General features: G+C 63.3%; 21 protein-coding genes and 1 pseudogene. 17 read left to right on the forward strand and 5 right to left on the reverse strand.

The window, feature by feature from the left end; translation table 11 throughout:
- Window positions 1–12: 12 nt before the first annotated feature.
- Window positions 13–1,554 (reverse strand): sigma-54 dependent transcriptional regulator, encoded by a 1,542-nt coding sequence (locus CO656_RS18520; protein WP_097526670.1) that lies wholly within the window; start codon window positions 1,552–1,554, stop codon window positions 13–15.
- Between the two features lie 184 nt (window positions 1,555–1,738).
- Here CO656_RS18520 and CO656_RS18525 point away from each other — a divergent pair, with 184 nt between their 5' ends.
- Genes CO656_RS18525 through CO656_RS18535 form a run of 3 tightly spaced genes read left to right on the forward strand, consistent with a single transcriptional unit; the run spans window position 1,739 to window position 5,424 of the window.
- The gene (locus tag CO656_RS18525) at window positions 1,739–3,607 is read left to right on the forward strand and encodes a M3 family oligoendopeptidase (RefSeq protein ID WP_097526671.1); all 1,869 of its coding nucleotides are present in this window, start codon (window positions 1,739–1,741) and stop codon (window positions 3,605–3,607) included.
- A gap of 36 nt (window positions 3,608–3,643) precedes the next feature.
- Window positions 3,644–4,801, forward strand: a complete 1,158-nt coding sequence (locus CO656_RS18530) for an aminodeoxychorismate synthase component I (RefSeq protein ID WP_097526672.1) — start codon at window positions 3,644–3,646, stop codon at window positions 4,799–4,801.
- Window positions 4,798–5,424, forward strand: a complete 627-nt coding sequence (locus CO656_RS18535; protein ID WP_097526673.1) for an aminotransferase class IV family protein — start codon at window positions 4,798–4,800, stop codon at window positions 5,422–5,424. Before CO656_RS18530 ends, CO656_RS18535 begins: the two co-directional genes overlap by 4 nt.
- On the opposite strand, the gene CO656_RS18540 is transcribed toward CO656_RS18535, so the two are convergent.
- The gene (locus tag CO656_RS18540; RefSeq protein WP_097526674.1) at window positions 5,389–6,339 is read right to left on the reverse strand and encodes a sensor domain-containing diguanylate cyclase; all 951 of its coding nucleotides are present in this window, start codon (window positions 6,337–6,339) and stop codon (window positions 5,389–5,391) included. The two genes, CO656_RS18535 and CO656_RS18540, sit on opposite strands and share 36 nt — an antisense overlap.
- Window positions 6,340–6,456: 117 nt before the next feature.
- Here CO656_RS18540 and CO656_RS18545 point away from each other — a divergent pair, with 117 nt between their 5' ends.
- The 8 genes and pseudogenes from CO656_RS18545 to CO656_RS18575 all read left to right on the forward strand — a co-directional run bounded on the left by CO656_RS18545 (window position 6,457) and on the right by CO656_RS18575 (window position 15,087).
- The gene (locus CO656_RS18545; RefSeq protein WP_097526675.1) at window positions 6,457–7,368 is read left to right on the forward strand and encodes a DUF3445 domain-containing protein; all 912 of its coding nucleotides are present in this window, start codon (window positions 6,457–6,459) and stop codon (window positions 7,366–7,368) included.
- Between the two features lie 144 nt (window positions 7,369–7,512).
- Window positions 7,513–8,964, forward strand: coding sequence for a homospermidine synthase (locus CO656_RS18550; protein WP_037420244.1), 1,452 nt, complete (start codon window positions 7,513–7,515; stop codon window positions 8,962–8,964).
- 294 nt (window positions 8,965–9,258) lie between these two features.
- A complete protein-coding gene (gene omp10, locus CO656_RS18555; protein ID WP_037420246.1) occupies window positions 9,259–9,624 on the forward strand; it encodes an outer membrane lipoprotein Omp10 in 366 nt (121 codons plus the stop codon).
- Between the two features lie 225 nt (window positions 9,625–9,849).
- Window positions 9,850–11,727: a bifunctional UDP-sugar hydrolase/5'-nucleotidase gene (locus tag CO656_RS18560; RefSeq protein ID WP_097526719.1), complete on the forward strand. Its 1,878-nt coding sequence runs from the start codon at window positions 9,850–9,852 to the stop codon at window positions 11,725–11,727.
- A 115-nt stretch (window positions 11,728–11,842) separates the two neighbouring features.
- A complete protein-coding gene (hemH, locus tag CO656_RS18565) occupies window positions 11,843–12,880 on the forward strand; it encodes a ferrochelatase (protein WP_097526676.1) in 1,038 nt (345 codons plus the stop codon).
- A gap of 80 nt (window positions 12,881–12,960) precedes the next feature.
- A complete protein-coding gene (locus tag CO656_RS31400) occupies window positions 12,961–13,482 on the forward strand; it encodes a glutaminase (RefSeq protein ID WP_337441794.1) in 522 nt (173 codons plus the stop codon).
- Window positions 13,394–13,957 (forward strand): annotated as a pseudogene (locus tag CO656_RS31405) (glutaminase). The gene CO656_RS31400 and the pseudogene CO656_RS31405 overlap by 89 nt, the downstream one beginning before the upstream one ends.
- Window positions 13,958–14,016: 59 nt before the next feature.
- Window positions 14,017–15,087, forward strand: a complete 1,071-nt coding sequence (locus CO656_RS18575) for an MFS transporter (RefSeq protein ID WP_103452612.1) — start codon at window positions 14,017–14,019, stop codon at window positions 15,085–15,087.
- Window positions 15,088–15,092: 5 nt separating this feature from the next.
- On the opposite strand, the gene CO656_RS30825 is transcribed toward CO656_RS18575, so the two are convergent.
- Window positions 15,093–15,398 (reverse strand): hypothetical protein, encoded by a 306-nt coding sequence (locus CO656_RS30825; RefSeq protein WP_234819792.1) that lies wholly within the window; start codon window positions 15,396–15,398, stop codon window positions 15,093–15,095.
- 240 nt (window positions 15,399–15,638) lie between these two features.
- Here CO656_RS30825 and CO656_RS30830 point away from each other — a divergent pair, with 240 nt between their 5' ends.
- Window positions 15,639–16,217, forward strand: a complete 579-nt coding sequence (locus CO656_RS30830; RefSeq protein WP_234819793.1) for a hypothetical protein — start codon at window positions 15,639–15,641, stop codon at window positions 16,215–16,217.
- A gap of 181 nt (window positions 16,218–16,398) precedes the next feature.
- Here the strand turns inward: CO656_RS30830 and CO656_RS18585 are convergent, their stop codons facing one another.
- Window positions 16,399–18,285 carry a diguanylate cyclase gene (locus CO656_RS18585; RefSeq protein ID WP_097526677.1) on the reverse strand — a complete coding sequence of 629 codons (1,887 nt, stop codon included), beginning with the start codon at window positions 18,283–18,285 and terminating at the stop codon, window positions 16,399–16,401.
- A 197-nt stretch (window positions 18,286–18,482) separates the two neighbouring features.
- On the opposite strand from CO656_RS18585, the gene CO656_RS18590 reads away from it, so the two are divergent.
- The 3 genes from CO656_RS18590 to CO656_RS18600 all read left to right on the forward strand — a co-directional run bounded on the left by CO656_RS18590 (window position 18,483) and on the right by CO656_RS18600 (window position 21,488).
- Window positions 18,483–19,475 (forward strand): SPFH domain-containing protein, encoded by a 993-nt coding sequence (locus CO656_RS18590; RefSeq protein WP_097526678.1) that lies wholly within the window; start codon window positions 18,483–18,485, stop codon window positions 19,473–19,475.
- Window positions 19,476–19,485: 10 nt separating this feature from the next.
- Window positions 19,486–19,941 carry an NfeD family protein gene (locus tag CO656_RS18595; RefSeq protein ID WP_097526679.1) on the forward strand — a complete coding sequence of 152 codons (456 nt, stop codon included), beginning with the start codon at window positions 19,486–19,488 and terminating at the stop codon, window positions 19,939–19,941.
- Window positions 19,942–20,045: 104 nt separating this feature from the next.
- On the forward strand, window positions 20,046–21,488 hold the full coding sequence (locus CO656_RS18600; RefSeq protein WP_097526680.1) for an outer membrane beta-barrel protein: 1,443 nt from the start codon (window positions 20,046–20,048) through the stop codon (window positions 21,486–21,488).
- Window positions 21,489–21,576: 88 nt separating this feature from the next.
- On the opposite strand, the gene galU is transcribed toward CO656_RS18600, so the two are convergent.
- A complete protein-coding gene (gene galU / locus CO656_RS18605) occupies window positions 21,577–22,464 on the reverse strand; it encodes a UTP--glucose-1-phosphate uridylyltransferase GalU (RefSeq protein WP_037420256.1) in 888 nt (295 codons plus the stop codon).
- 302 nt (window positions 22,465–22,766) lie between these two features.
- On the opposite strand from galU, the gene CO656_RS18610 reads away from it, so the two are divergent.
- Both CO656_RS18610 and CO656_RS18615 read left to right on the forward strand, forming a co-directional pair.
- Complete coding sequence (locus CO656_RS18610; RefSeq protein WP_097526681.1) at window positions 22,767–23,984, forward strand: lytic murein transglycosylase; 1,218 nt, start codon at window positions 22,767–22,769, stop codon at window positions 23,982–23,984.
- A gap of 112 nt (window positions 23,985–24,096) precedes the next feature.
- Complete coding sequence (locus tag CO656_RS18615) at window positions 24,097–25,362, forward strand: GDSL-type esterase/lipase family protein (RefSeq protein ID WP_097526682.1); 1,266 nt, start codon at window positions 24,097–24,099, stop codon at window positions 25,360–25,362.
- Window positions 25,363–25,418: the final 56 nt, after the last annotated feature.

Below are 25,418 nucleotides of genomic sequence, written 5' to 3' on the forward strand. Positions count from 1 at the left end.
AATGCGTCGATTTTATGCCGCTTCGCGCAGTGGATTGTCGGGATCGATGCCGTAATCCTTGAGTTTTCGGTAGAGCGTCGAGCGCCCGATGCCGAGTTTGCGGGCCACTTGGCTCATCTGGCCGCGATAGAACTTCAGCGCAAACCGAATCAGTTCCTCCTCGACCTCGGCAAGCTTGCGCACTTCGCCGCCCTGATCGACGCTGGCGATGGCGTTCTCGAACCGTCCTTCGGAAATCGCGCCGAACGAGTCGGACTTTTCCTGAGTTTCAGCGCGCGGAACGTGAACGGTCGCAGGGGCGGGAGCCGCGCGGCGGTCCGGACCCGCCTCGCCCCAGGAGAGCCCTCCACGGTCGGCAACGACATAGCCCGGTATCTGGGTGGCGATCTGCGGAAAGTCCTTGACCGTGAGGTCGCCGCCGTCGGCAAGCACGACGGCGCGGAAGATGGCGTTTTCGAGCTGGCGGATGTTGCCGGGCCAGTCATAGGCGGTCAGCAGCGCCATCGCCCCGTTCGAAACCGTCAAGGGGTGGTTGAGCCTCTGCTCCGCGGTGAAACGCTCGACGAAGGCGCGCACCAGGACGGGAATGTCCTCCTTGCGCCGGCGGAGCGCCGGGATGGTGATCGGGAAGACGTTGAGGCGATAGTAGAGGTCCTCGCGGAAGCGCCCTTCGCGCACCTCGTTGATCAGATCCTTGTTGGTGGCCGAGATCAGCCGCACATTGACCCGCTGCGGCTGGCGCGCGCCGACCGTCTCGATCTCGCCCTGCTGGACGGCGCGCAGCAGCTTCACCTGAACCTCGAGCGGCAGGTCGCCGATCTCGTCGAGGAAGAGCGTGCCGCCGTCCGCATCGACGAATTTGCCGCTGTGCTTTTCGGTCGCGCCGGTGAACGCCCCCTTCTCATGGCCGAAGAGGATGCTCTCGACGAGATTGTGCGGGATGGCACCGCAGTTGACGGTGACGAAGGGCTTGCCGGCCCGGTCGCTTGCCGCCTGGATCGCCCGCGCAACCATCTCCTTGCCGACGCCGGATTCACCCTCGAGCACGATCGGGATATTCGATTGCGCGGCGCGGCGCGCCAGGTCGAGCACCCGGATCATCGCCGGGCTCGCCGAAACGATATCGTCGAAACCGACGGCGCCGCCGCGCGGCCGGCGAGAGGTTTTGACCCGCCCGTCGCGGCTCGCCATCTTCAGCACGTTGCCGATGGCGATCGACAGCCGCTCCGGCGAGACAGGCTTGACGAGGAAGTCGAAGGCGCCCGCCTGCATCGCCTGCACGACCGTCTCGATGCCGCCCTGCCCGGTCTGGACGATGACCGGCGTGTCGATACCGCGTTCGGCAAGCGCCTCGAGAAAGCCGTGGCCATTCATCTCCGGCATCAACAGATCGAGCAGGATGAGGTTGATCATGCCGCCCTTGCGTTCCAACAGTTCGAGCCCGCTGCGCCCGTTGTCGGCGAGATGCGCGACATGGCCGAGCCGCTCGATCATGTTCGTCAGCAAACGGCGCTGCACCGGATCGTCGTCGATGACAAGAATATGGGATGTCACGAAAGCCTCCTGCTCAGGACACGCGGTACTCTTTGGCCAGCCTCATGTGCCAAATCATGCCAGCCATTCGTGCCATAAAGGGCTGAACATCGTGTTTTGAGAAATGCTTGCATTTTAGCCATTGCGGGCGGTAGCAATGCGCCCCATATCGCTGCCTTCCATGGTCAAAAGGAGAGAACCGCCGATGACCCTCGCCTCGCCCCTTCTCGCCGCCGTCGGTCCCTCTCCACTGCTCACGCCGGCCGGGCAGGCGGCCCGCCCGGCGGCAGATCTCGGCGAGTTGCCCACCTGGCGGCTCGAGGATCTCTACGCCTCGGCCACCTCCGACGAGTTCCGCTCCGACCTCGCAAAGGCGGAATCCGACGCGCTCGCCTTCGAGAACAAGTGGAAGGGCAAGCTCGCGGAGGCCGCCGGCAGGACGGGCGATCAAGGCGTCGGCGCGGCCGTCAAGGAGTTCGAGGCGCTCGAGGACCTGATGGGCCGCATCGCCTCCTTCGCCGGCCTCACCTATTTCTCCGATACGTCCAATCCGGCGAACGGCAAACTCTATGGCGACGTCCAATCGAAGCTCACCGACATATCGGCGCATCTGTTGTTCTTCTCGCTGGAACTCAATCGGATCGACGACAAGGTGATTGATGCGGCGCTCGAGGCGGACAGCCTCGCTGCCCACTACAAGCCCTGGATTCTCGACCTGCGCAAGGACAAGCCCTACCAACTCGACGACAAGCTCGAGCAGCTTTTCCTCGAAAAATCGATGACCGGGGCAAGTGCATTCAACCGGCTGTTCGACGAGACGATCGCCTCGCTCACCTTTTCGGTCGATGGCGAAGCGCTGCCGCTGGAGGTGACCTTGAACCTCCTGCAGGATCCGTCCTCCGAAAACCGCAAGAAGGCAGCCATGGCGCTGGCCGAAACCTTCAAGGCGAATATCCGCACCTTTACCCTCGTTACCAATACGCTCGCCAAGGACAAGGAGATCTCGGACCGCTGGCGCGGCTTCGAGGACATCGCCGACAGCCGCCATCTCGCCAACCGGGTCGAGCGTGAAGTGGTGGACGCGCTCGCTGCGGCGGTCAAGACTGCCTATCCGCGTCTGTCGCATCGCTATTACGCGCTGAAGGCCAAGTGGCTCGGCATGGAACAGATGGAGTTCTGGGACCGCAACGCGCCACTGCCGGAAACGCCGACCGCGCTGATCCCGTGGGCCGAGGCGAAGGACACGGTCCTATCCGCCTATCACGGCTTCGCGCCGGAAATGGCTTCGATCGCCCGGCGCTTCTTCGAAGACCGCTGGATCGACGCGCCGGTGCGGCCGGGCAAGGCCCCCGGCGCCTTCGCCCATCCAACGGTTCCGTCCGTCCATCCTTACGTGCTCGTCAACTATATGGGCAAGCCGCGCGACGTGATGACGCTAGCCCATGAGCTCGGCCATGGCGTCCACCAGGTGCTTGCCGGTGGCCAGGGCGCGCTAATGGCGTCGACGCCGCTGACGCTCGCCGAAACCGCCTCCGTCTTCGGCGAGATGCTGACCTTCCGCGCGCTGCTCGACAGCACCAAGGACAAGCGCGAGCGCAAGGCGATGCTCGCCCAGAAGGTCGAGGACATGATCAACACGGTGGTGCGGCAAATCGCCTTCTACGAGTTCGAACGCAAGGTCCACACGGCGCGCAAGCAGGGAGAACTGACGGCCGACGATCTCGGCGAACTTTGGCTTTCGGTGCAAAGCGAAAGCCTCGGGCCGGCCATCCGGATTTCGGAGGGCTATGAGACCTACTGGGCCTATATCCCGCATTTCATCCACTCGCCCTTCTATGTCTATGCCTATGCCTTCGGCGATTGCCTGGTGAACTCGCTCTATGCCGTCTATCGCAACGCCGAAAGCGGCTTCCAGCAGAAGTATTTCGAGCTCCTGAAGGCCGGCGGAACCAAGCATCATTCCGAACTCCTGGCGCCCTTCGGGCTCGATGCCGCCGATCCGTCGTTCTGGGCACAGGGGCTGTCGATGATTGAGGGCCTGATCGACGAGCTGGAAGCGCTTGATAGGGCGTGATCCAGCCAGGACGGCGACTGACAGCGACGGCTTTAGATGATCGAACACGCGCCCTTTGTCCTCTTCCGGGACGACAGCGAAGACCGCACGACAGTCTTCGCTGAGCCGTCGCGCGTGATCACGGCGCGCACGCGGGCCGAGTTCCGCCGCGGACTTTCAGAACTCGAGGCTGCCCGCCGTGCCGGCAAATGGCTCGCCGGCTATATGGCCTATGAGGCGGGCCATCTCTTCGAGGAAAAGCTCACGCCCTTCGCCGAGGAAAACCGCGAGACGCCGCTGATGTCCTTTGGTGTCTTCGACGCGCCGGCGGAAGGCCACCCCCTCGCCGAGCCGCGCCGACGCCTGGAAAACGAACCGTTCCTTTCCGAGGCCCGCGCCGGCTGGGATCTTCCTGCCTATCGCCAACGCTTCGAGCGGCTGCACCAGCACCTGCGACGGGGCGATTGCTACCAGGCGAACCTGACGATGCCGATCCACGCGCGCTGGTCCGGCGACCCGCGCGCCGCCTTCTGGTCGCTGATCGAACGCCAGCCGGTGAAATACGGGGCACTCGTGGCGCTCGACGGGCCGCTCCTGCTGTCGCGCTCGCCCGAGCTCTTCTTCCGTGTCGATGCGGACGGCTGGATCGAGACGCATCCGATGAAGGGCACGGCACCACGCGGGGCGACCGCTGAGGAGGACGCGGCGATCATCGCCGAGATGCGCGCAGACGAGAAAACGCAGGCCGAAAACCGGATGATCGTCGACCTGCTGCGCAACGACATCTCCCGCGTCACCGCGGTCGGTACGCTCGATGTGCCGAAGCTCTTCGCGATCGAGACCTACCCGACAGTTCATCAGATGGTGAGCCATGTTCGGGCCAGGCTCCTGCCGGACATTACGATCGCCGGCATCTTCGCCGCCCTTTTTCCGTGCGGCTCCGTGACCGGCGCGCCGAAAATGCGGGCCATGGAAATCCTGCACGAGCTGGAATCCGGCCCTCGCGATGCCTATTGCGGGGCGATCGGCTTCATCGCGCCGAACGGCGTCATGCGCTTCAATGTGGCGATCCGGACGATTTCGCTATTTCCCGACGGCCGCGCCATCTTCAATGTCGGCGGCGGCATCGTCTTCGATTCCAAGGCCGAGGCCGAATACGACGAGTGCCTCTTGAAGGCGCGTTTCGCCGTCGGCGACGCCGAGATCGACCGATGACGGATTTCTCGCTGATCGAGACCCTGCGCTATGAACCGGAGGCCGGCTTCGTCCGCCTTAGGCTGCACCTTGCCCGACTGACGCGGTCCGCGAGGCGTCTCGGTTTTGCCGGCACCGCGGAGGCCGAGGAGCGGCTGTTCGAGGCAGTCCGCAACTCGCGCGGCGCTTTGCGCGTCCGCCTTACGCTCGACCGCGAGGGTGCCATAGCGGTTACGACCGCGCCGTTCGTGCCGCTGTCGGCCGATGCGCTGTGGCGTGTCCGGATCGCTTCGACCCGGCTCGATTCTTCGGACCGGCTGCTTCGCATGAAGACGACGCGGCGCGGCGCCTACGAAACGGCGCGCAGCGAGTTTTCCTCGGCCGAGGCCGACGAGGTGGTGCTGCTGAACGAGAAGGGCGAGATCTGCGAGGGGACGATCACCTCGATCTTTCTCGACGACGGCGACGGCATATTGCAGACGCCGCCGATCGCCTGTGGTCTGCTCGCCGGCGTGCTGCGCAGCGAACTCATCTGCCAGCGGCGCGCGCGAGTGGCGCGGCTGTCGGCTGCCGACCTTCGGCGCGGCCGTCTCTATGTCGGCAATTCGCTACGAGGTCTGATCCGGGCGGAACTCGTGGTCTGAGCCTGGCAGGGTGTAGCGCTTCACCCGGTCGCGGCCCTCGCGCTTCGCCAGATGGAGTGCCTGGTTGGCGCGGGAATAGATATCGCTGACCTTGTCGCCGTCGCGATACTCCGCAAGTCCGACCGAACACGTGTAGTAAAACTCCGGAATGTTGGAGAGCGGCCTGGCGCCTCGTATCTTCTCCAAAAGGCGATCGAGGATGAGGTTCGACTCGCTGACCGTCGTGTCGGGCAGGATCAGCATGAACGCCTCGCCGCCGATGCGGCCGAAGCAGTCGGAGCGGCGGACGAAGCCTTGCATCTGGCGTGCGAAGTCGAGCAGGACCTCGTCGGCGCGCTGCGGGCCGTAACGGTCGTTGATCGCCTTGAAATAGTCGATGTCGACGATCGCCACGCAACCCCACATCTGCGGATTCTCGGCGCAGTCCTGGATGAACTCGGCAAGCTTCCCGAGCGTATGGCGGCGGTCGGGGACGTGGACCAGTTCCTCCACCGGCGAATCCCGCAAGGCGAAATCCCTGTCCTTCCGGTGCTTGCGCTCCTCCTCCCGTATCCCGGTCACGTCGACCGCCATGGAGAGCGTCCAGCCCTTTTCGTCAACGGTCTCGGTCACCCACAGCGACCGCCCGTCATGCAGTTCGGCTTCCGACGCACGAGACGGCACGCTGCGGCGCCGCGCGAGCGCCGTGGCGATCCAGGTCTCGATGTCGTCGATCCCGAGCATTGCGCCCCGGCCTGCCGCGTGATTGCGGCGCATGATCTCTTCCCATGTCGGCGCCTCGTCGGCGCCGACATGAAAGGTGGAACGGAATGCCGAATTGGCAAAGCGCAGCCGATCGTGCTGATCGTAGAGCGAGATCAGCACGGGCGATCGGGCTTGCAAACCCATCAGGGCCTTGAGGTAATCACCGGTCACGGTTGGTCTGCTCCAGCTTGAACAACAAATCAATCACGGCGCGAAGCGGACGGATCAACTAAAGCTATAGCACGAAAAGCTTGCGGCAAGTCGTACAACATGTGAAACCAAGGGAAAATGGCTAAGTCGCAGAACGTGCCGAATTCGCACATGAAGCACACACCTTATGACGGTTCGTCGAAGCCCTTCACGATCGGGCTCACGCAGCTCGACCCCGATCGCTGGATCGAGCCGGACGAGGCGCTGGACTTTTATCTCAGCGAAAAGGCGAGGCTGCTTGCCACAAGCCGCCAAGAGGTCTTCGCGGCCGAGGACGGGACCGACACGGCCCAGTGGGAATTGCTCGATTTTCTGACCGACTACCTCCAGCACCGCTACCCCGAGCTTTATCGGCGGGAAAACGGCACGATGATCGCCGGCGGCCGCCGCGTTGCGTTCGACGACGACGTTCCTCTCGTCATCGCCGGCTCGCTGATCCAGGATGATCTGGCGATCCTCGAACGCAAGGCCGGCGAATGGCGGCTTACCGCCGCCTATGTCGCCTTTCCGTCGTCCTGGTCTCTCCGTGAGAAGTTCGGCCGGACGCTCGACGAAATTCACGCCCCGGTGCCTGGCTTCGAGCGCGGAAGCCGCAATGCGGAGCTGATCGCCCGCATGTTCGACAATCTCTCGCCGGCCCGCTTCGTCGAGCGCTTCAACTGGGCGGTCAATGTCGACGGCGCGCTGCATCTGCCGAAATCGAAGGCCGAGGGCATCGGCGCCGAGGCCGTCCACCTGACCGAGGACGGCACCTTCATTCGCGTCGAGAGGCAGACGCTTCGCAAGCTGCCGCGAACCGGCGCGATCGTCTTCACCATCCGCATCTATTCCGACCCGGTTGCCGCGCTCAGAAACAGGCCCGACGCGGCCGCTCTTGCCCGCGCCTTCATCGGACAGTTGAACGACCTGACGCCGCCGCAGGCGGCCTACAAGGGCCTCGTCAGCAAGCGGGAGGCGCTGATCTCGGCCCTTCTATCGATAGCCGGTTAAGCAATATCCGAAATCGCGGTTGACCCGCCGGCCCTTTATTGTGACACGAAACTATGCTCTAGGGCCTCACGCGAGATTCCGAGGCGCGCTGTTCCGCGCGCATTCAAGCAGCATCAGAGACGTTTTGTCAGGAGAGACGCAAAAATGGCAGACACCAGCTACCCGGTCTATGGCGAGATTACCGGCCCGATCGTGATGATCGGCTTCGGTTCGATCGGCCACGGCACCTTGCCGCTGATCGAGCGCCACTTCAAATACGACAAGAGCCGGCTGATCGTGGTGGAGCCCCGTGAAGACGCCAAGGACACGGAGATTTTTGCCCGCCACGGCGTCCGCCACGTCCGCGCCGCCGTGACCAAGGACAATTACAAGGAACTGCTGAAGCCGCTCCTGTCCGAAGGCGGCGGCCAGGGCTTCTGCGTCAACCTCTCGGTCGACACCTCGTCGCTCGACATCATCAAGCTCTGCCGCAAGCTCGACGTACTCTACATCGACACGGTCGTCGAGCCGTGGCTCGGCTTCTATTTCGACTCCGAGATGGACAACGCCGCGCGCACCAACTACGCGCTGCGCGAGACGGTGCGCCGCGAGAAGGAAAAGAACCCAGGCGGCACCACGGCGATTTCGACCTGCGGCGCCAATCCGGGCATGGTCTCCTGGTTCGTCAAGAAGGCGCTCCTCAACCTCGCCGACGATCTCGGCCTCAAATACGAGGAACCGCACCAGGACGACCGTGAAGGCTGGGCCAAGCTGATGAAGAAGGCCGGCGTCAAGGGCATCCACATCGCCGAGCGCGACACCCAGCGCACCAAGCACCCGAAGCCGCTCAACGTCTTCTGGAACACCTGGTCGGTCGAAGGCTTCATCTCGGAAGGCATGCAGCCGGCCGAACTCGGCTGGGGCACCCATGAGAACTGGATGCCGAAGAACGCTAGGAGACACAAGAAGGGTTGCCAGGCGGCGATCTACCTCGAGCAGCCGGGCGCCAACACCCGCGTGCGCAGCTGGTGCCCGACGCCGGGTCCGCAATACGGCTTCCTCGTCACCCATAACGAATCGATCTCGATCGCCGACTTCTTCACCGCCCGCGACAAGAACGGCGAAGTCACCTATCGGCCGACCTGCCACTATGCCTATCATCCGGCCAACGACGCGGTCCTGTCGCTGCACGAAATGTTCGGCAACGGCGGCACGCCGCAACCGGTGCACCACGTGCTCGACGAGACGGAACTCGAGGACGGCATCGACGAACTCGGCGTGCTGCTCTACGGCCACGAAAAGAACGCCTACTGGTACGGCTCGCGCCTGTCGCTGGAGGAAACCCGCCGCATCGCCCCCTATCAGAACGCCACCGGCCTGCAGGTGACGAGCGCCGTTCTCGCCGGCATGGTCTGGGCGCTGGAGAACCCGAAGGCCGGCATCGTCGAGGCCGACGAGATGGACTACAGGCGCTGCCTCGAAGTGCAGCTTCCCTATCTCGGTCCGGTCGAAGGCCACTACACCGATTGGACGCCGCTCGACGGCCGGCCCGGCCTCTTCCCGGAAGACATCGACACCAAGGACCCCTGGCAGTTCAAGAACATCCTTGTCCGCTAAGCCGATTGCGCCCGGAGCTCGCTGGCTCCGGGCGCCCCGACCATGATTGTCGCGCCGCGGCGCCGCTTCCTCCTCTTGCTTGCAGCTCACAACTGAACGGCGAAATCGAAAGCCTCCTGCGGCTTGGGCGCAACGCCCGGCGTACAAAGTCGCCCTGGAACGCTGTTCCGCTGCTCAATTTGCCGTCAAGCCGGTTCCGGCGGAGCGAATTATGCGGTAGAGCGGGGCGAACAGAAGTCTGTAGCGGCATTGCGTTTGCATTCCGCTTCAACTCGTGACGCGGGAGAAACGCCGATGAAGCCACTCGCCATACTGACCATTCTCGCAACCGCCACGGCGCTTGCATCCTGCCAGTCGTCTCCGAGGGAAATCCGCCAGGCGCCGCAGGCGCGGGCGAGCGGCGTGGAGGGCGCCTGGGTCGATCCGAACGGCATTATCTCTACCTTTGCCGGCGGCACCTTCTCGACGCGCACCACCGACACCAACCAGCTTCTCGCTTCCGGCACCTATGTGAATGTCAGCCCGACGCTCGTCGAGATCAACATGACCTCTCTGGTCAGGAATACCCAATCCAGGGTCAACTGCGCGCTCGTATCACCGGCGCAGCTGAACTGCACGACGGATGCAGGCGCCCAATTCTCGCTCGCCCGCCAGGGCTGAGCAGAGATCCGACAATGCATGTCAAAGAAGCCTCCGACCGGAGGCTTCTTTTGTTTCTGAGCCGGCTTAACCCTACTTGGAATCCGGCAAAGAAGAGACGTGTTTAGCGCTTGAAGTCCGGCGCGACTGATGAAAACATCCGGCCTGCTGAAATGCCTCGGCCGGGCGATGATTTCCGACTGGGGCCTGCAATCGGCTGAAGACGACAGGCAACAGGAGAACATCATGATCAAATCCATGCGGACCGGCCTCATCACCGCATCCCTTCTCGCCCTTTCATCGGGCGCCGCCTTCGCCGATTACGAATTGAACATCCTGCATATCAACGATCTGCACTCGCGCATCGAGTCGATCAACAAGTTCGATTCGACCTGCTCGGCCGAGGAGGAAGGCAAGAACGAGTGCTTCGGCGGCGTCGCCCGTCTGAAGACGCTGATCGACCAGAAGCGCCAGGAGCTTACCGGCAAGAACGTGCTTCTGCTCAATGCCGGCGACAACTTTCAAGGATCGCTGTTCTTCACCACCTACAAGGGCGCGGCGGAAGCGGAATTCCTGAACCTGATGAAGTTCGACGCGATGACCGTCGGCAACCACGAGTTCGACGAAGCCGAGGACGGTCTCGCGAGCTTCCTCGACAAGGTCAAGTTCCCCGTCGTCACCGCCAATGTTCTTCCTAGCCACAAGTCGAAGATCGGCGACCGTATCAAGCCGTCGATCGTGCTCGACCTCGGCGGCCAGAAGATCGGCATTGTCGGCGCGGTCGCCAACGACACGCCGGAGCTCTCCTCGCCGGGCCCGGACATCCTGATCGGCGAGGACGTGGCGACGATCACCAGCGCCGTCGACGAGCTGAAGAAACAGGGCCTTAACAAGATCGTCGCGCTGACGCATGTCGGCTATCCGCGCGACCTCGCAGCGATCGCCAAGATCCCGGATGTGGACGTCGTGGTCGGCGGCCATTCCCACAGCCTCCTCTCCAACACCGACGAGAAGGCCGAAGGCCCCTATCCGACGATGGTCGACAACCCCGGCGGCTACAAGGTGCCGGTGGTCCAGGCGGGCTCCTACAGCAAGTATCTCGGCGACCTCGTCGTCACGTTCGACGACAGCGGCGTCGTCAAGGCCGCCAAGGGCGATCCGATCCTAGTCGATTTCTCCATCAAGCCGGATGAGGCAGTGGTCGCGCGCGTCAAGGAGCTCGCTAAGCCGATCGAAGAACTGCGCACGAAGATCGTCGCCAAAACGGAAGCGCCGATCGACGGATCGCGCGAGAATTGCCGGGCGAAGGAATGCGAGATGGGCAGTCTCGTCGCCGATGCCCTGCTCGACCGCGTCAAGGGCCAGGGCGTGACGATCGCCATCACCAATGGCGGTGGCCTGAGGGCCTCGATCGACGCCGGCGACGTAACGATGGGCGAAGTGATCACGGTGCTGCCCTTCCAGAACACCGTCGCGACCTTCCAGTTGAAGGGTGCCGATATCCGCGCGGCGCTGGAGAACGGCGTCAGCCAGGTCGAGGAAGGCGGCGGGCGGTTCCCGCAAGTGGCCGGCCTCAAATTCTCCTTCGATCGTTCAAAGCCCGCCGGCAGCCGCCTTGTTTCGATCCAGGTGAAGGAGGGTGACGCCTTCAAGCCGCTCGATCCGGAAAAGACTTATTCGCTCGTCAGCAACAATTTCATGCGCGGCGGCGGCGACGGCTACGCGGTCTTCAAATCCAAGGGCGAGAACGCCTACGACTACGGTCCGGGTCTCGAAACGGTGCTGGCAGACTATCTTGCGGCGCATCAGCCGTTCAAACCCTATACGGACGGCCGCATTTCGGAGGTCGCCGCTGCGGCCGGCACGACGCCGGCGGAACCGGCTGCCGAAACCAAGCCGGCCGAAGGCGCTGCCGCGGCACCCGCCGCCCAGCCATCGGGCGGAACCGCATCGGCCGCTGGCGGACCGCAGAAGCACGTCATCGCCCGGGGCGACACGCTCTGGGATTTGGCCGAGTCCTTCTACGGCAACGGCTTCGAGTGGAAGAAAATCGCGGCAGCCAATGGCGATCCGGCCCCGCGCGCGCTCGAGATCGGGAGGGAACTGGAGATTCCGGCGAAGTAAGACAATTTGCCTCTGTGGCAAAGGCCGGTGCGGGCTTTCCCGCGCCGGCTTTTCTTTTTAGAAGGATTTGAAAACAGAGGCGCTGCTAAACATATAAACGCCCGTGAGGAAGACGATGACAGACCTAGTTGCCGAACCGACCGCCGCTGCTCACCCCGCCGTTAAATCGGGGAAGGTCGGCGTCCTGCTGGTCAATCTCGGCACGCCGGACGGCACCGATTACGCTTCCATGCGCCGCTACCTCAAGGAGTTCCTCAGCGACCGCCGCGTCATCGAATGGTCGCGCCTCTTCTGGTACCCGATCCTCTACGGCATCGTGCTCAACACGCGCCCGCAGAAGGTCGGCAAGGCCTATGAGCTGATCTGGAACAGGGCGCTCAACGAAAGCTGGCTCAGAACCTACACGCGCAACCAGGCCGCACTGATGGCCGAAGGCTTCGCCGATCGCCCGCACGTCGTCGTCGATTGGGCGATGCGCTACGGCCAGCCTTCGATCGCCTCGCGCATGGAGGCGCTGCAAAAGCAGGGCTGCGAGCGCATCCTGGTATTTCCGCTCTACCCGCAATATGCAGCGGCAACGACCGCTACGGTCAACGACAAGGCCTTCGAGGCGCTGTTGAAGATGCGCTGGCAGCCGGCGTTGCGCACCGTCCCTCCTTACCACGACGACCCGGTCTATATCGACGCGCTCGCCACGTCGATCGAGCGCCACCTGGCAAGGCTCGACTGGCAGCCGGAGGTCGTTCTGGCGTCGTTCCACGGCATTCCGAAAAGCTATTTCGAGCTTGGCGATCCCTATTATTGCCATTGTCAGAAGACGGCGCGGCTCTTGCGCGAGAGGCTCGGCTGGTCGAAGGAGAAGCTGCAGGTGACCTTCCAGTCGCGCTTTGGACCGGAGGAATGGCTGCAGCCCTATACGGACGCGACGGTCGAGAGGCTCGCCAAGGACGGCGTCAAGCGCATCGCCGTCATCAATCCGGGCTTCGTTTCCGATTGTCTGGAGACGCTGGAAGAAATCGCCGGCCAGGCGGCCGAAAGCTTCCATCACAATGGCGGCGAGAAGTTCGCCCATATCCCCTGTCTGAACGACAGCGCCGAAGGCATGGCCGTGCTCAACCACGTCGTGCGCCGTGAACTCGAGGGCTGGCTGTAGTTGCAGCGCCCTTTCTTCTGATGTAGAATACACCGCTGAGTTGAACGTAGCATTGGTCGCCCGACCGCTGAGGAGGGCACGTGGAGCTACTGGATCCCCTCTTCGACCCGCAAAGCTCCTATGTCTCGACAGGGAGCCTTCCGCCGTCCGATCATGTCGCACGCCTGGTCACGCAGGCCCACGAACGCTTTGCCTCCGTCGCGCTGGGACAGAACTCCCAAGTCTATCCGGCCCTGGCCCACGTGCCGAGCAATCTCTTCGGCATTTGCGTCGTGAGCGTTGACGGGCGCGTGTTCGCCGTCGGAGACGCGGAACATGAATTCACCCTCATGAGCGTCTCCAAGCCGTTCATCTTCGCTCTGATCTGCGATGTGATCGGCGCCACCGGCGCGCGTGAGCGGCTGGGCGTGAATGCGACCGGCTACGCCTTCACTCCGTTGCCGGGACCGAGCGCAACGCGGAGGGCCGCAGCAATCCGATGGTCAATGCCGGAGCCATCGCCACGACGACCTGGTGCCGGGAGAGACCGAGGAAGCGAAATGGCGCTTCATCAGCGAGGGCCTGTCTCGCTTTGCCGGAAGGCAGCTGTCCGTCAACGATGAAGTCTATGACTCCGCTTCCCGAACAAACTCCCGGAACCGGAGCATTGCCTGGATGCTGGAAAGCCTCGGCCGCATCTATTGCGATCCCATGGAGGCGACGGAGCTCTATACCCGGCAATGCTCGCTGAACGTCAGCGCCAAAGATCTCGCCGTCATGGGCGCAACGCTCGCGCATGGCGGCTTCAATCCGCTGACGCGCGAACAGATCGTCAGACCCGAAGTCTGTCACTATGCCTTGGCGGTCATGCTGACCGCCGGCCTCTACGAGACCTCCGGGGATTGGCTCTAAGAGATCGGGCTGCCGGGCAAAAGCGGAATCGGCGGCGGCATCGTTACTGTCTCGCCCGGAAAAGGGGGTCTCGGCACCTTCGCGCCGCCTCTCGACGAGGCGGGCAACAGCGTCAAGGGACAATTGGTGGCGCAATTCCTGTCACAACGGCTCGGGCTCGATCTGTTGATGTCACCGCCCGGTTGATGGCCGGCGCGCCGCTTCAGCTAGCTGAAGAAATCGCCAGGTCCAAAGGGGGACTATCTATGGCCGCGACGACATCCGCCCAGCAGGAACTTGCGGAAGAGCGAGCCTCCTGGATTCCCATGGTCGCGATTGCATTCGGCCAGGCGATCATGTCTTTCAATGTGGCGTCCTTGCCCGTCGCGCTTGGCGGCATGGTCGAAAGTTTTCAGGTTGCACCGACGGTGGTAGCCACCGGCATCGTTGCCTACTCGATGATCGTCGCGGGCTTTGTCATGCTGGGTGCAAAGCTCGTACAGCGGTTCGGTACGCTGCGCGTCTTCCGGCTGGCTGTCTTTGTGTTTGGACTGGCGCAGGTTCTCATGACCTTCAGCCCAAACGCGACGGCCATGATCACTGCGCAGGCGCTGTGCGGTGCCGCCGGCGCCGTCATCGTTCCCGCCCTCATCGCCTTGATCGCCGAAAACTACCACGGCACCCAGCAGGCGACGGCCTTGGGCGCATTGGGATCGGCCCGGGCAGGCGCCGGCGTGCTGGCATTCCTGATCGGCGGCGTGCTCGGCACCTATATCGGCTGGCGGCCGGTCTTCGGAATCCTGATCGCCGTCTCGGCGCTCGTCCTGCTGCTGAGCTTCCGGCTCAAGCCAGATCACGGTCGCCCTGAGGTGCGGATCGACTTCCTCGGCGTGCTGCTTGCCGCAACGGCAATCATTCTTATCAGCTTCGGCTTCAACAATCTGAACGGTTCGGGACTTGCTCTGGCTCGGCCGACTGCACCGTTCAACGTGCTTGGCCTGTCGCCGGCACCGATCCTGATTCTCATCGCATCGTGCTCGGCCAGGGATTTCTGCTGTGGACGCGGCGCCGCGAGACGGCCAACGCTGCCGATCGAGATCCAGTCGCAGGTGAACCTCGACAGCATCAGCTTTGCCAGCAACGAAAGACTCGAGAGCATAGTCGCGGCCACCACCGCGACGCCCGACCAGAAGGCCGAGGCGCTTCGCATCAACACAGAGGCGAGGCTGCGGGCTCTCAAGCTCGGCTTCCTGATGATGGCCGGGCTCGCTCTCCTGACGATCCTGCCGGCCGGCAAGCTGCCCAACTATCGGCCGGGCGAGATCCCCGAGGGCTGAAGGCGCTACAGCGCGTTCTTACGAACCCGCCCGTCTTTCATGACGACGGCCACGTTTTTCTCCGGATCTTCGATCAGGCGGATGTCCTCGAGCGGATTGCCATTGAGAACCAGGATATCGGCGAGCGCGCCTTCCTGTATGACGCCGAGCTTGCCCGGAAAAGGCGTGCGAAGATTGGAGAGCGCCAGCAGTTCCGCATTGACCGATGTCGCCATACGGCGCGTTTCGGCGTTGGTGTACCAGCGGCTGAGATGGGTGAGCATGATGCCCTGGCGCCGCGTCACTTCAGGGGAGAACAGCACATCCGACACCCATGCCGCCTTGATCCCGTGCTTGCGAACGTTCCGGCAAAGACCTGCTGCATGCGTTCGGCCGATGGCCGTGCCTGCGGGGCGATATCCTTCGTCGACAGGAAAGGCTGGGTGCTGAGTCCTTGTCGGCCATGAGCCTTGCCGTCCTCGTCCATCAGATGCGTATGCTCGATGCAGCGCACTTCCGCCGCGATCGCCCGCTGGACGGTGTCCGGGGCATAGGCATGGACAGTGACGTAGGTGTTCCAGACCGGGGCAACGTCAATCGCCGCACGGAGTTCCTCCTCGCCGAAGGCGCGGACCCGGTATCACGCCGCTGTCGATCGCCTGCTTGAAAGAGAAGACGGGACTGCCCAGGTCACGGACGGCGGTAAAGCCGCGCAGGAGTGTCCGTTCCGCTTCGGCCGTGGAGGCGGAGAACACGAAGCCTGGATCGCAAGTCGCTATGACCGTCAAGGGAACTGCGGCATACAGCGTGTGCAGTGCGCATCGATCATGCCCGGCATCAGAACGCGATCGCCGCAATCGATCACGATCGCGTCGAACGGCGGAGCCCTGTTCGTCGCATCTGTTGCCCTCGATCAGGACCTGAACCCCGGCCCGCAAAGGTCGGACTTGCCATCGAACAACCGGATTTTGCTCAAGAGAACCTTGGAGGCGGGTCCCTGGGCGAAGGATGGTTCAGGCATTATCCCGGTGACGGCCGCGGCACCCGCACAAGCAAGAAAGCTCCTGCGGGAAAATTCTTCCAAGCGGCGCGATGCTTGCTGTAAAACGGGGCTGAAGCAGCCGCAGCCAGTGCCGTGCACAAGGTATTGATACTTGGTACCCACCCGAATCATGACGCCGCTCCGGTTTCACGTCATCAGAAGACCATGGCCAGACTTTCGTTGGGTGAGCGGAATATCCAATACCGCGTGTATGCGCACGCATGATACGCGCCGCATCAGATCCTGATCGTTGAGCCGGAAAGCCTTGCCGCTGGTTCCGAGGTCTGCGCCTAGCCTGCCAACCTGACGTCCGCCGCGTCGGCGAGCACACGCGCGAGAATGCGATTGCGACCCAGCATCTTGGCTTCGTAAAGAGCGGCGTCCGCCTCCGACAGCAGGCGGCCCGGCTCGGCCTGCAGGATATGCCCGATTGCCGAGGCTATGCCGATGCTTGCCGTGACAGATCCAAACTCGCTTTGCGCATGGACGACTTTCTCCTCGCCGAGCAGACCGGCGAATTTCTCGGCAACGATGGCGGCCGCCTTGTCGTCGGTGTCCGGCAGCAGCACGACAAATTCCTCGCCACCGTAACGGGCGACGATATCCGCCGGCCGTTGCGCGGAATTCAGAAGGCACTTGCTGACAAGACGCAGGCACTGATCGCCGGCCGGATGTCCGTAAGTATCGTTGTAAGCCTTGAAGCGATCGATATCGATCATCAGGAGGCTGAGCGGCGTATTGATCCTGGCGCATCTCGCCGCCTCGCGCACGAAGGCTTCATCGAAGGCGCGGCGGTTGACAAGGCCGGTCAAGCCGTCCGTCTCCGCCAGGTTCTTCAACTGCTCGGCCGAAAGCCTGAGTGCCATTTCGGCCTGTTTCATCACGGTGATGTCCGAGACGACCACCATCGCGGTCCCGCCGGGCGCAAGCCTTGTCCTGATGCTGTGCCAGTCGCCGTTCTGATGCTGAACCTCTTCGTCCTTGTTGCAGTGCAACGTGGAAGTCGCCTCACTGATCCATTCATCCACGGATTCGTAAGGCACGTTGAGCCGCTCTCGGGTTTCGGCGACGCAGCGGACAATGTCGCTGATATGCGCACCGATCACCCGGGCTCTGCCCGACAGCGGAAAAGCGCTGCGGTATTGCTCGTTGCAGAAGAGGAGATAGCCATCCCTGTCGAACATCGCGAAGCCGTCGGACATCCCCGCCATCGCATGGGAGAGCAGGTTTTTGCTTTCCCTGAGTTCCCGCTCGAGCGCGGTGCGTTCGGTAATGTCCCGGGTTACGCCCGCCAGCCCGATCACCCGTCCCTCCCTGTCGCGGAGAGGCACCTTGGAGGCGAGCAGGTCGAGGCCCTCGATGTGTTCGAGGGAATCGATAAGGGGCACGCCCGTGCGCATCACCTCCTGCTCGCGATGGTAAAGCTCCTCGGCGAGCCGTCGCGGATGGAGATCGAAATCCGACAAACCCACCATCTCGGCCGTCGTCCTCATACGGTAGAGGCGGATCATGTTCTCGTTGACGGTGATGAAGCGGCTGTCCCTGTCCTTCACGTAGAGATAGTCGGGCGATTGCGAGAACGCCGTCTCGAGCATTCTGCGCTCGAGTTCCAGGTGCTGGGTCGTCAGCACGATGAAACCGCAAACAATGGTCGCAGCGCAATTCATCGCCGCCATGGGCAGACCCATTGTCGCCAAAGCATGGCTCTTCGACAGAGTGGGCAGCACCGCCATCAGCACGACCAGCAGGATTCCGACCGCCGCGCCGAGCACGACGACATGCAGAAGGGTCGGCGATCTCTTCTTCATCAACAGATTGACGCTAAGGCCCATGCCCGTGACGGCGATGATCGCCACCACGCCATCGGGTGCGGCGACACCGCCGAGCGCGATCCGGAAAATAGCCGCCAGGGTTGCGCCGATGGCCGCCGCGAGCGGACCGCCGAACATACCGGCCAGTGCCAGCGGTGCGTAGCGCAGGTCCATATGGATGCCGGAACTGAATTCCACGGCCAGCAGGATCGAGCCGATAGAGGCGATGCCGGCCATCAGCCCGAACAGGATTTTCTCGTGTCCGGCAAACCGCCGGCGGAGCCAGATCGACAGATGCGCCCAGATCGAAATCGACAGGCTTACAAATGCAAGGTTGCCAACAAACTGCCCCCAAATGCCATTCATCGCGCTGCGTTCGGCCTTTCATCACCTGTAGAAGACCGACCTTAGACGACAACTGGTTTGAGCTTTATTAAGTTCGAACCGGCACCGGGCAGTAGCAAACGTAGAAAGATACTTTCGCTTGAATTATTCCCGCGAATCGCCACGTCATAGGCCGGGCAGCACTCCAGGTCTGGAGCTGCAAAGAGGGAGGATTGTCCTTGGGCGGCTTGGATTATGCGGTCATTGCGCTCGTCGTTCTCGTTTTCCTGACGCTTTTCGCCGGGATCAAGACGGTTCCACAGGGTTACCGTTACACGATCGAGCGCTTCGGACGATATATCAAGACCCTCGATCCCGGTCTGAATTTCATCATCCCCTACTTCGATCGCATCGGCGCGAAGATGAATGTGATGGAGCAGGTGCTCGACGTTCCGACCCAGGAGGTCATCACCAAGGACAATGCCAGCGTATCGGCCGATGCGGTCGCCTTTTATCAGGTGCTGAACCCCGCCCAGGCCGCCTATCAGGTCGCCAATCTTGAAAACGCCCTCCTCAACCTGACGATGACCAATATCCGCTCGGTCATGGGCTCGATGGATCTCGACGAGCTGCTTTCCAACCGCGACACGATCAACGACCGGCTGCTGCGCGTCGTCGACGAGGCGGCCAATCCCTGGGGCATCAAGATCACTCGCGTCGAGATCAAGGATATCGCCCCGCCGACCGACCTCGTCGAGGCGATGGCCCGGCAGATGAAGGCGGAGCGCGAGAAGCGCGCTCAGGTGCTCGAAGCGGAAGGCGCCAGGAACGCGCAGATCCTGCGCGCCGAAGGCGCCAAGCAATCGGCGATCCTCGAGGCGGAGGGGCAGCGGGAAGCTGCCTATCGCGAGGCGGAAGCGCGCGAGCGCCTGGCGGAAGCGGAAGCCAAGGCGACCCGCATGGTCTCCGAAGCGATCGCCGCCGGCGACGTGCAGGCGATCAACTATTTCGTCGCGCAGAAGTACACGGAAGCCCTGGCTTCGATCGGCACCGCCAACAACCAGAAGATCGTCCTGATGCCGATGGAAGCCTCCTCGCTGATCGGTTCGCTCGGCGGCATCGGCGCGATCGCCCGCGAAGTCTTCGGCGACGGGCAGCCGCCCGCTCCTTCTCGCCCGCGCCAGTCGACGCCGCGCACCGGCCCGGCGCCGGGCCCCGCCGAGAACGCGTGAGGATCGGTCGATGATCGAGCGTATCGCCTTCGAGCTCGGCCCCTGGAACTGGTGGGTCCTGGGCCTCCTGCTGCTGGCGGCGGAAGTGATCTTGCCGGGCGTGTTCCTCGTCTGGATCGCGCTTGCGGCGCTTTTGACCGGCGTCCTGTCGCTCCTCCTGTGGGACACGGCCTTGTGGGTCTGGGAGGTGCAGCTCGTCACCTTCTCGCTGCTCGCGCTCGTCTCCGTGGTGATCGGGCGGCGCTTCGTCGTCTCCTCGTCGGGAAGCGACGAGCCCCTCCTCAACAGGCGAGGCGAAAGCCTCGTCGGCCGCACGGCCGTGCTCGAGCAGCCGATTGCCGAAGGCCGCGGCCGCGTCCGCCTCGACGATACGACCTGGCTGGTCGAAGGACCGGATCTGCCCGCCGGCACCCGCGTGCGCATCGTCGCAAGCAGCGGCCGCCAGTTGACCGTCGAGCAAGCCTGAAACCCTCGCATCTTCATGGCTGATTTCGCTTCAGAAACGATTGCTTAACCACGTGCCTTTACGATTGCGAAACGATTGCAATCAGGTTTGCGGACAAACGGCAGATGGCGCCCAGGTTTTCACGCTCGATCACGGCGGGCGCCTCGCTTGCGAGAAAGCGGGCCTGGCTGTCGGCGGGCTGTGCGCTTCTTTTCGCCCACACGGCGACCGCGCAAAGCCTTGATGCGCCGCAAGCCGCAACCACCGCAGTCACTGGCAGTACGATTGAGACCGGTGCCTCCCCGGCGGCCACCGATCCCCAGACGACCGGCGCCGTCGCCAGTTCCGATCTGCCCCCGGCCTTGGACGAGGATTTCAACCGCCTCAACCGGCGCGAGGAAACGACCGACGGGCTGCGCATGCGCATCGATCCGGAAGCCGGCCAGGCGCCGGGCATCCGCATCGGCAGCTTCGTCCTGAAGCCGGCGCTCAGCGAAACGTTCAATCACGATCGGCAGAAGAATGGCAGCGCCAGCCAGAGCCGGACCTTTCTCGAGACGGGCCTAAAGGGCACGCTCACATCCGACTGGGCGCGCCACCAGCTGAGCGTCACCGGCGAAGGCGTCCTGCAGGACAATATATCGGGCGAAGGCGAAGAAGAGCCGCGCGCCGACGTCGATGCGGAACTGCGCCTCGACTTGAGCGACGAAACGACGGCCAAGTTAAGCGCCGGCTACAGTTTCGAGCGCGAGGACGCCAACGATCCGAACGCTATCGCCAATGCCGTGGAGCAATCGGCGGTCAACACCTACCGGCTGGGCGCTGCCGTCGAGCGCGACCTCGGCCTCGTCCGCGGTTCCCTCGGCCTCGACTTCGAGCGCCAGACCTATGGCGATGTCGAGCTCGACAACGGCACGACGCTGTCGCAGGAGGACCGCAACCGCAATACCGGCACGCTTACCGGGCGGCTCGGCTACGAGCTGTCGCCGGCCCTCATTCCCTTTCTCGAAGCCTCGGTCGGCAAATCCATCTACGATCTCAGGCGGGACACGCTCGGCTTCGAGCGTTCCTACATGAGCTATGCCGGCTGCGCCGGTATGGAGGTGGACCTCGGCGAGAAGCTCAACGGCGAACTCGCGCTCGGCTATGAGACGTTTCGGCTCGACGACGACCGGCTGGGCGACTTGGGCGGCCTGTCGGTCGACGGGCGGGTCAACTGGTCGCCCAAGCGCGGCACCGACGTGCTCTTCGGGCTCCTGACCTATCTCGATCCGTCCACGACAGCGGGCAATCCGGGATCGATCAACTATGAGCTGACGAATATCATCACCCACCAGCTGCGTTCGTCACTGGTGGCGACATTGTCGAACAGCCTGACATTGCGCGATTTCCCCTCGGATGCCGCCGCCTCCGACGAGGCCACCTGGCGGACGGGCGCGGGTCTCACTTGGGACATGAGCCGCTATCTGGCGCTCACCGGCGATGTCAGCTACGAGCGCACCAACAGGGATATCGGCCCCTCGAGCGATACGACACGCGTCGGCGTCGGCCTGACGCTGCGGCGCTGAAGCAAGCGGATTCCGCTTCAAAGAGAAAGGCCGCGCCAGAGGGAAGCGGCCAGTCTCCGTCGTTCAAATCCGCTCGAAGCGCAAGCGATCACTTCAATCCATGCAACAGCGTCTTGAGCGGCCCTTCGACGATTGGGCGGATGTCGGCGCGCTCGAGCGCGAAGGCAACGTTTGCGAGGATGAAGCCGTCCTTCGCACCGCAGTCGAAAGTCTCGCCGCGGAAATGATAGGCGGCGAAGGGCTGCGCGCCGGAAAGCTTCACCATGCCGTCGGTCAGCTGGATCTCGTTGCCGGCGCCGCGTTCCTGGCGCTCGAGAATCGGGAAGATTTCCGGCTGCAGGATATAGCGGCCGTTGATGAAGAAGTTGGACGGGGCCGTTCCGGGCGCCGGTTTCTCGACCATCTTGGTGATCTTGAAGCCGTCGCCGACCCGGTCGCCGACGCCGACGATCCCGTATTTGTGCGCCTGGTCGGGGGCGCATTCCTCGACGGCGATGACATTGCCGCCGCTGTGCTCGTAGAGCTCGACCATGCCCTTGAGGCAGCCCTTCTCGCCCTTCATGATCATGTCGGGAAGAAGCAGCGCAAAGGGCTCGTTGCCGACGAGATCGCGCGCGCACCACACGGCATGGCCGAGCCCGAGCGGCGCCTGCTGGCGGGTGAAGCTCGTCGTGCCGGCCTTCGGCAGCATGGCTTCGAGCAGCTCGATTTCCGCCTTCTTGTTGCGCTCCCGGAGCGTCTGGTCGAGTTCGACCTGGATGTCGAAATAATCCTCGATGACCGCCTTGCTGCGACCGGTCACGAAGATCAGATGCTCGATCCCTGCCTCCAGCGCCTCGTCGACGACATACTGGATGACCGGCTTGTCCACGACCGTCAGCATTTCCTTCGGCACTGCCTTGGTGGCGGGAAGGAAACGCGTTCCCAGGCCTGCGACCGGGAAAACGGCTTTGCGAACTTTACGCTTGTCGGTCATGAACACCTCCTTGGAGTGGACCTCAGTCTAGCCTGAAACAGGCGAATTGAATCGGTTTTAGTCGTCATTTGCCATTTTTTGCGAAGGAAGACGACTCGGCAATTTCATGGTAAAGACTTTGTTGACTTCGTTTCTGTAGGCTTCTCCACTGACCCGAAACGGCTGCTGCCGTTCGGCCTCACGAAGGACCGCATGCTGCCCCACACGCGGCGCGCTTGCGGGGAAGATTCGCAAAACCCGGAGTAATCCGTCCGGCATGAACGCTGGCTGAATGCTCCGCCGAGAAACGGAACCGACAGCAGATGATCAGAAACCGCAAGACGTTCTTCCGACATATCGCCGCCGCTCTCGTCGCCGCCGCCGCGCTGGGTTCATCGCCGGCGCGGGCGGATCAAGGTTTTCAGAACTGGATCAACAACTTCTACGCAACGGCCGCCAAGAGCGGCATCAGCCAGGCGACCTACCGCAAAGCTTTCGCCGGCGTGATGACGCCCGACCCCGCCGTCATCGAGAAAGCCAACTACCAGCCCGAATTTAAGCACAAGATTTGGGAATATATTGACTCGCGTGTCAATCCTTACACCAGGCGCATAGGCCAGGAGATGGCGGCCAAGCACGCGCGCACGCTCGACTCGCTCGAGCGGCATTTCGGCGTCGACCGCACCATCCTGCTGGCGATCTGGTCGATGGAGTCGAATTATGGCGCCGTCCTGCAGAAGGACGACCGGCTGCACTATGTGCCGCGCGCGCTCGCAACGCTTGCCTATGCCGACCCGAAGCGCGCCAAATTCGCCAGGACCCAGCTGATCGCGGCCTTGAAGATCCTGCAGAGCGGCGACATCACCCCGCGCGAGCTCACCGGCTCCTGGGCGGGCGCCATGGGGCATACGCAATTCATCCCGACCAGCTACCTGCTCTACGCGGTCGACGCCGACGGCAACGGCCATCGCGACATCTGGAATTCGGTTCCCGATGCGCTGGCGACGGCTGCCAACCTCTTGAAGAAGAACGGCTGGCAGCCGGGCGAGACCTGGGGTTACGAGGTCGTGGCGCCGGCCAATGCGGCCAAATATTCTGGCCAGACGAAGACGCTCGGCCAATGGGCCGCGCTCGGCTTCCTTCGCCCGAACGGCAAGGGGTTCCGCAACTCGAAAACCCGCGCCGAACTCAAGCTGCCGGGCGGCGGCGGCGGTCCGGGCTTCCTGATGACGCGCAACTTCTTCGTGATCAAGCGTTACAACGCCTCCGATTCCTATGCGCTCGGCGTCGGGCTTCTCGCCGACCAGATCGCCGGCTATGCCGGCATGCAGCAGCGCTGGCCGCGGCCCGACGGTTCGCTCGACATCAGCGAGAAGTTCGAACTGCAGAACCGGCTCAAGGAACTTGGCTATTACGATGGCGAGGTGGACGGCAATTTCGGCTCGGGCTCGAAAGCCGCGATCCAGGCCTTCCAGACGCAGAACGGCCTGACGCCGGACGGCGAGCCGACGCAGAACCTGCTGCGCGCCCTGCGCCGCTAAACGCTCGCCACGACCTTCCTGGATCACGGCGATTTGCGATCATTCGGTCCCAAATCGCTGTGATTTGGCGTATGGTTGAGAGCGCGCCTGCCATTCGACGGTGATTGTAACCATGTTTAGAACCAGAGATGCCGGGAAAGGGTCGCTTCTCCTGCGTTTGACGCCGGTCTTCCTGGCTGCGGCTGCGATGCTGGTCACCGGCTTCCTTGCCAGCATGGCCGAGGCGCAAGAGCCCGTCCCGCGTCGCACTTTTTTCCAACGGCTCTTCGGCGGCTTCGCGCCACAGCGGCGAACTTATTATCAGGATCAGAGCGCCTATCCGCCGCAACCGCGGCCGCGTCGCATACAGAGGCGGCGGCAGCAGCCGGCCGAGCAGCAGCGGCCGCGCCAGCAGCGCGCCAAGCCGCGCGTCGTGGACGCCCCCCCGCCCGCTCCGGTCGTCGAGAAGTCGCCGGACGCGAAAAAGGTCCTGGTCGTCGGCGACTTCGTTGCCGGAAGTCTTGGCGACGGCCTGCAGACTGCCTTCGAGATGACGCCAGGCGTCGTGGTGGAGACGCGCGCCAACGGCTCGTCCGGCCTCGTCCGGGACGACTACTTCGATTTGCCGGAGAACCTGCCGGGCTATGTCGCCGAACTCAAGCCCTCGGTCATCGTCGTCAGTCTTGGCGCCAATGATCGCCAGATGATGCGGATCGGCGAAACCAAGGAGGCGTTCCGCAGCGACCTGTGGATGGCGGAATACCGCAAGCGCGTCAACGCGCTCGCCGCGCTGGCTCGAAAGGACAATCTGCCGCTTCTCTGGGTCGGCATGCCGCCATTCCAGTCGACCGCCATGACCGCCGACATGGTCACCTTCAACGGCATCTATCGCGAGGAGGCGGAGAAGGTCGGCGGACAGTTCATCGACATCTGGGACGGCTTCGTCGACGAAGGCGGCAAGTTCGTTCTGACCGGCTCCGACATCAACGGCCAGCAGGTCCGCCTGCGCGGCTCCGACGGCATCAACCTGACCAAGGCGGGCAAGCGCAAGCTTGCCTTCTATGTCGAGAAGGACATCCGCAAGCTTTTCGGCGAGGCAGCCGCGGACGCGGACGTGCCGGGTGCCGGGGAACTCAAGGATCTTGTGGTTACCGCCCCGCTTGCCAACGAGGATATCGTCAAGACGCCGCCGATCAGCGTCACCGATCCGGCGCTCGACGGCGCCACAGCCCTTCTCGGAGCGGGCGCGCCTGAGAAGGGCACCGGAAAGAGCCCGAGAGATCTGCTCGTGGAAAAGGGCGAGGTACCCACCGCCCCAGTCGGCCGCATCGACGATTTCCGGCTGGCAAAGCCCGCAACGGTGATCAGCAATCCGCTGTTGAGGAATGCACAGCCATAGATTCTTTGCCCCTCATCCGCCTGCCGGCACCTTCTCCCCGCAGGCGGGGCGAAGGA

It is taken from the genome of Sinorhizobium sp. FG01, from assembly GCF_002531875.1.
In the GTDB taxonomy this organism is placed as follows: domain Bacteria; phylum Pseudomonadota; class Alphaproteobacteria; order Rhizobiales; family Rhizobiaceae; genus Sinorhizobium; species Sinorhizobium fredii_C.

What these genes read in the sequence shown, in the direction of transcription:
- CO656_RS18525 (WP_097526671.1), top strand. Translation starts at nt 1,739, where the DNA reads ATGACCCTCGCCTCGCCCCTTCTCGCCGCCGTCGGTCCCTCTCCACTG.
- CO656_RS18530 (WP_097526672.1), top strand. Translation starts at nt 3,644, where the DNA reads ATGATCGAACACGCGCCCTTTGTCCTCTTCCGGGACGACAGCGAAGAC.
- CO656_RS18535 (WP_097526673.1), top strand. Translation starts at nt 4,798, where the DNA reads ATGACGGATTTCTCGCTGATCGAGACCCTGCGCTATGAACCGGAGGCC.
- CO656_RS18545 (WP_097526675.1), top strand. Translation starts at nt 6,457, where the DNA reads ATGGCTAAGTCGCAGAACGTGCCGAATTCGCACATGAAGCACACACCT.
- CO656_RS18550 (WP_037420244.1), top strand. Translation starts at nt 7,513, where the DNA reads ATGGCAGACACCAGCTACCCGGTCTATGGCGAGATTACCGGCCCGATC.
- omp10 (WP_037420246.1), top strand. Translation starts at nt 9,259, where the DNA reads ATGAAGCCACTCGCCATACTGACCATTCTCGCAACCGCCACGGCGCTT.
- CO656_RS18560 (WP_097526719.1), top strand. Translation starts at nt 9,850, where the DNA reads ATGATCAAATCCATGCGGACCGGCCTCATCACCGCATCCCTTCTCGCC.
- hemH (WP_097526676.1), top strand. Translation starts at nt 11,843, where the DNA reads ATGACAGACCTAGTTGCCGAACCGACCGCCGCTGCTCACCCCGCCGTT.
- CO656_RS18575 (WP_103452612.1), top strand. Translation starts at nt 14,017, where the DNA reads ATGGCCGCGACGACATCCGCCCAGCAGGAACTTGCGGAAGAGCGAGCC.
- CO656_RS18585 (WP_097526677.1), bottom strand. Translation starts at nt 18,285, where the DNA reads ATGAATGGCATTTGGGGGCAGTTTGTTGGCAACCTTGCATTTGTAAGC.
- CO656_RS18595 (WP_097526679.1), top strand. Translation starts at nt 19,486, where the DNA reads ATGATCGAGCGTATCGCCTTCGAGCTCGGCCCCTGGAACTGGTGGGTC.
- CO656_RS18600 (WP_097526680.1), top strand. Translation starts at nt 20,046, where the DNA reads ATGGCGCCCAGGTTTTCACGCTCGATCACGGCGGGCGCCTCGCTTGCG.
- galU (WP_037420256.1), bottom strand. Translation starts at nt 22,464, where the DNA reads ATGACCGACAAGCGTAAAGTTCGCAAAGCCGTTTTCCCGGTCGCAGGC.
- CO656_RS18610 (WP_097526681.1), top strand. Translation starts at nt 22,767, where the DNA reads ATGATCAGAAACCGCAAGACGTTCTTCCGACATATCGCCGCCGCTCTC.
- CO656_RS18615 (WP_097526682.1), top strand. Translation starts at nt 24,097, where the DNA reads ATGTTTAGAACCAGAGATGCCGGGAAAGGGTCGCTTCTCCTGCGTTTG.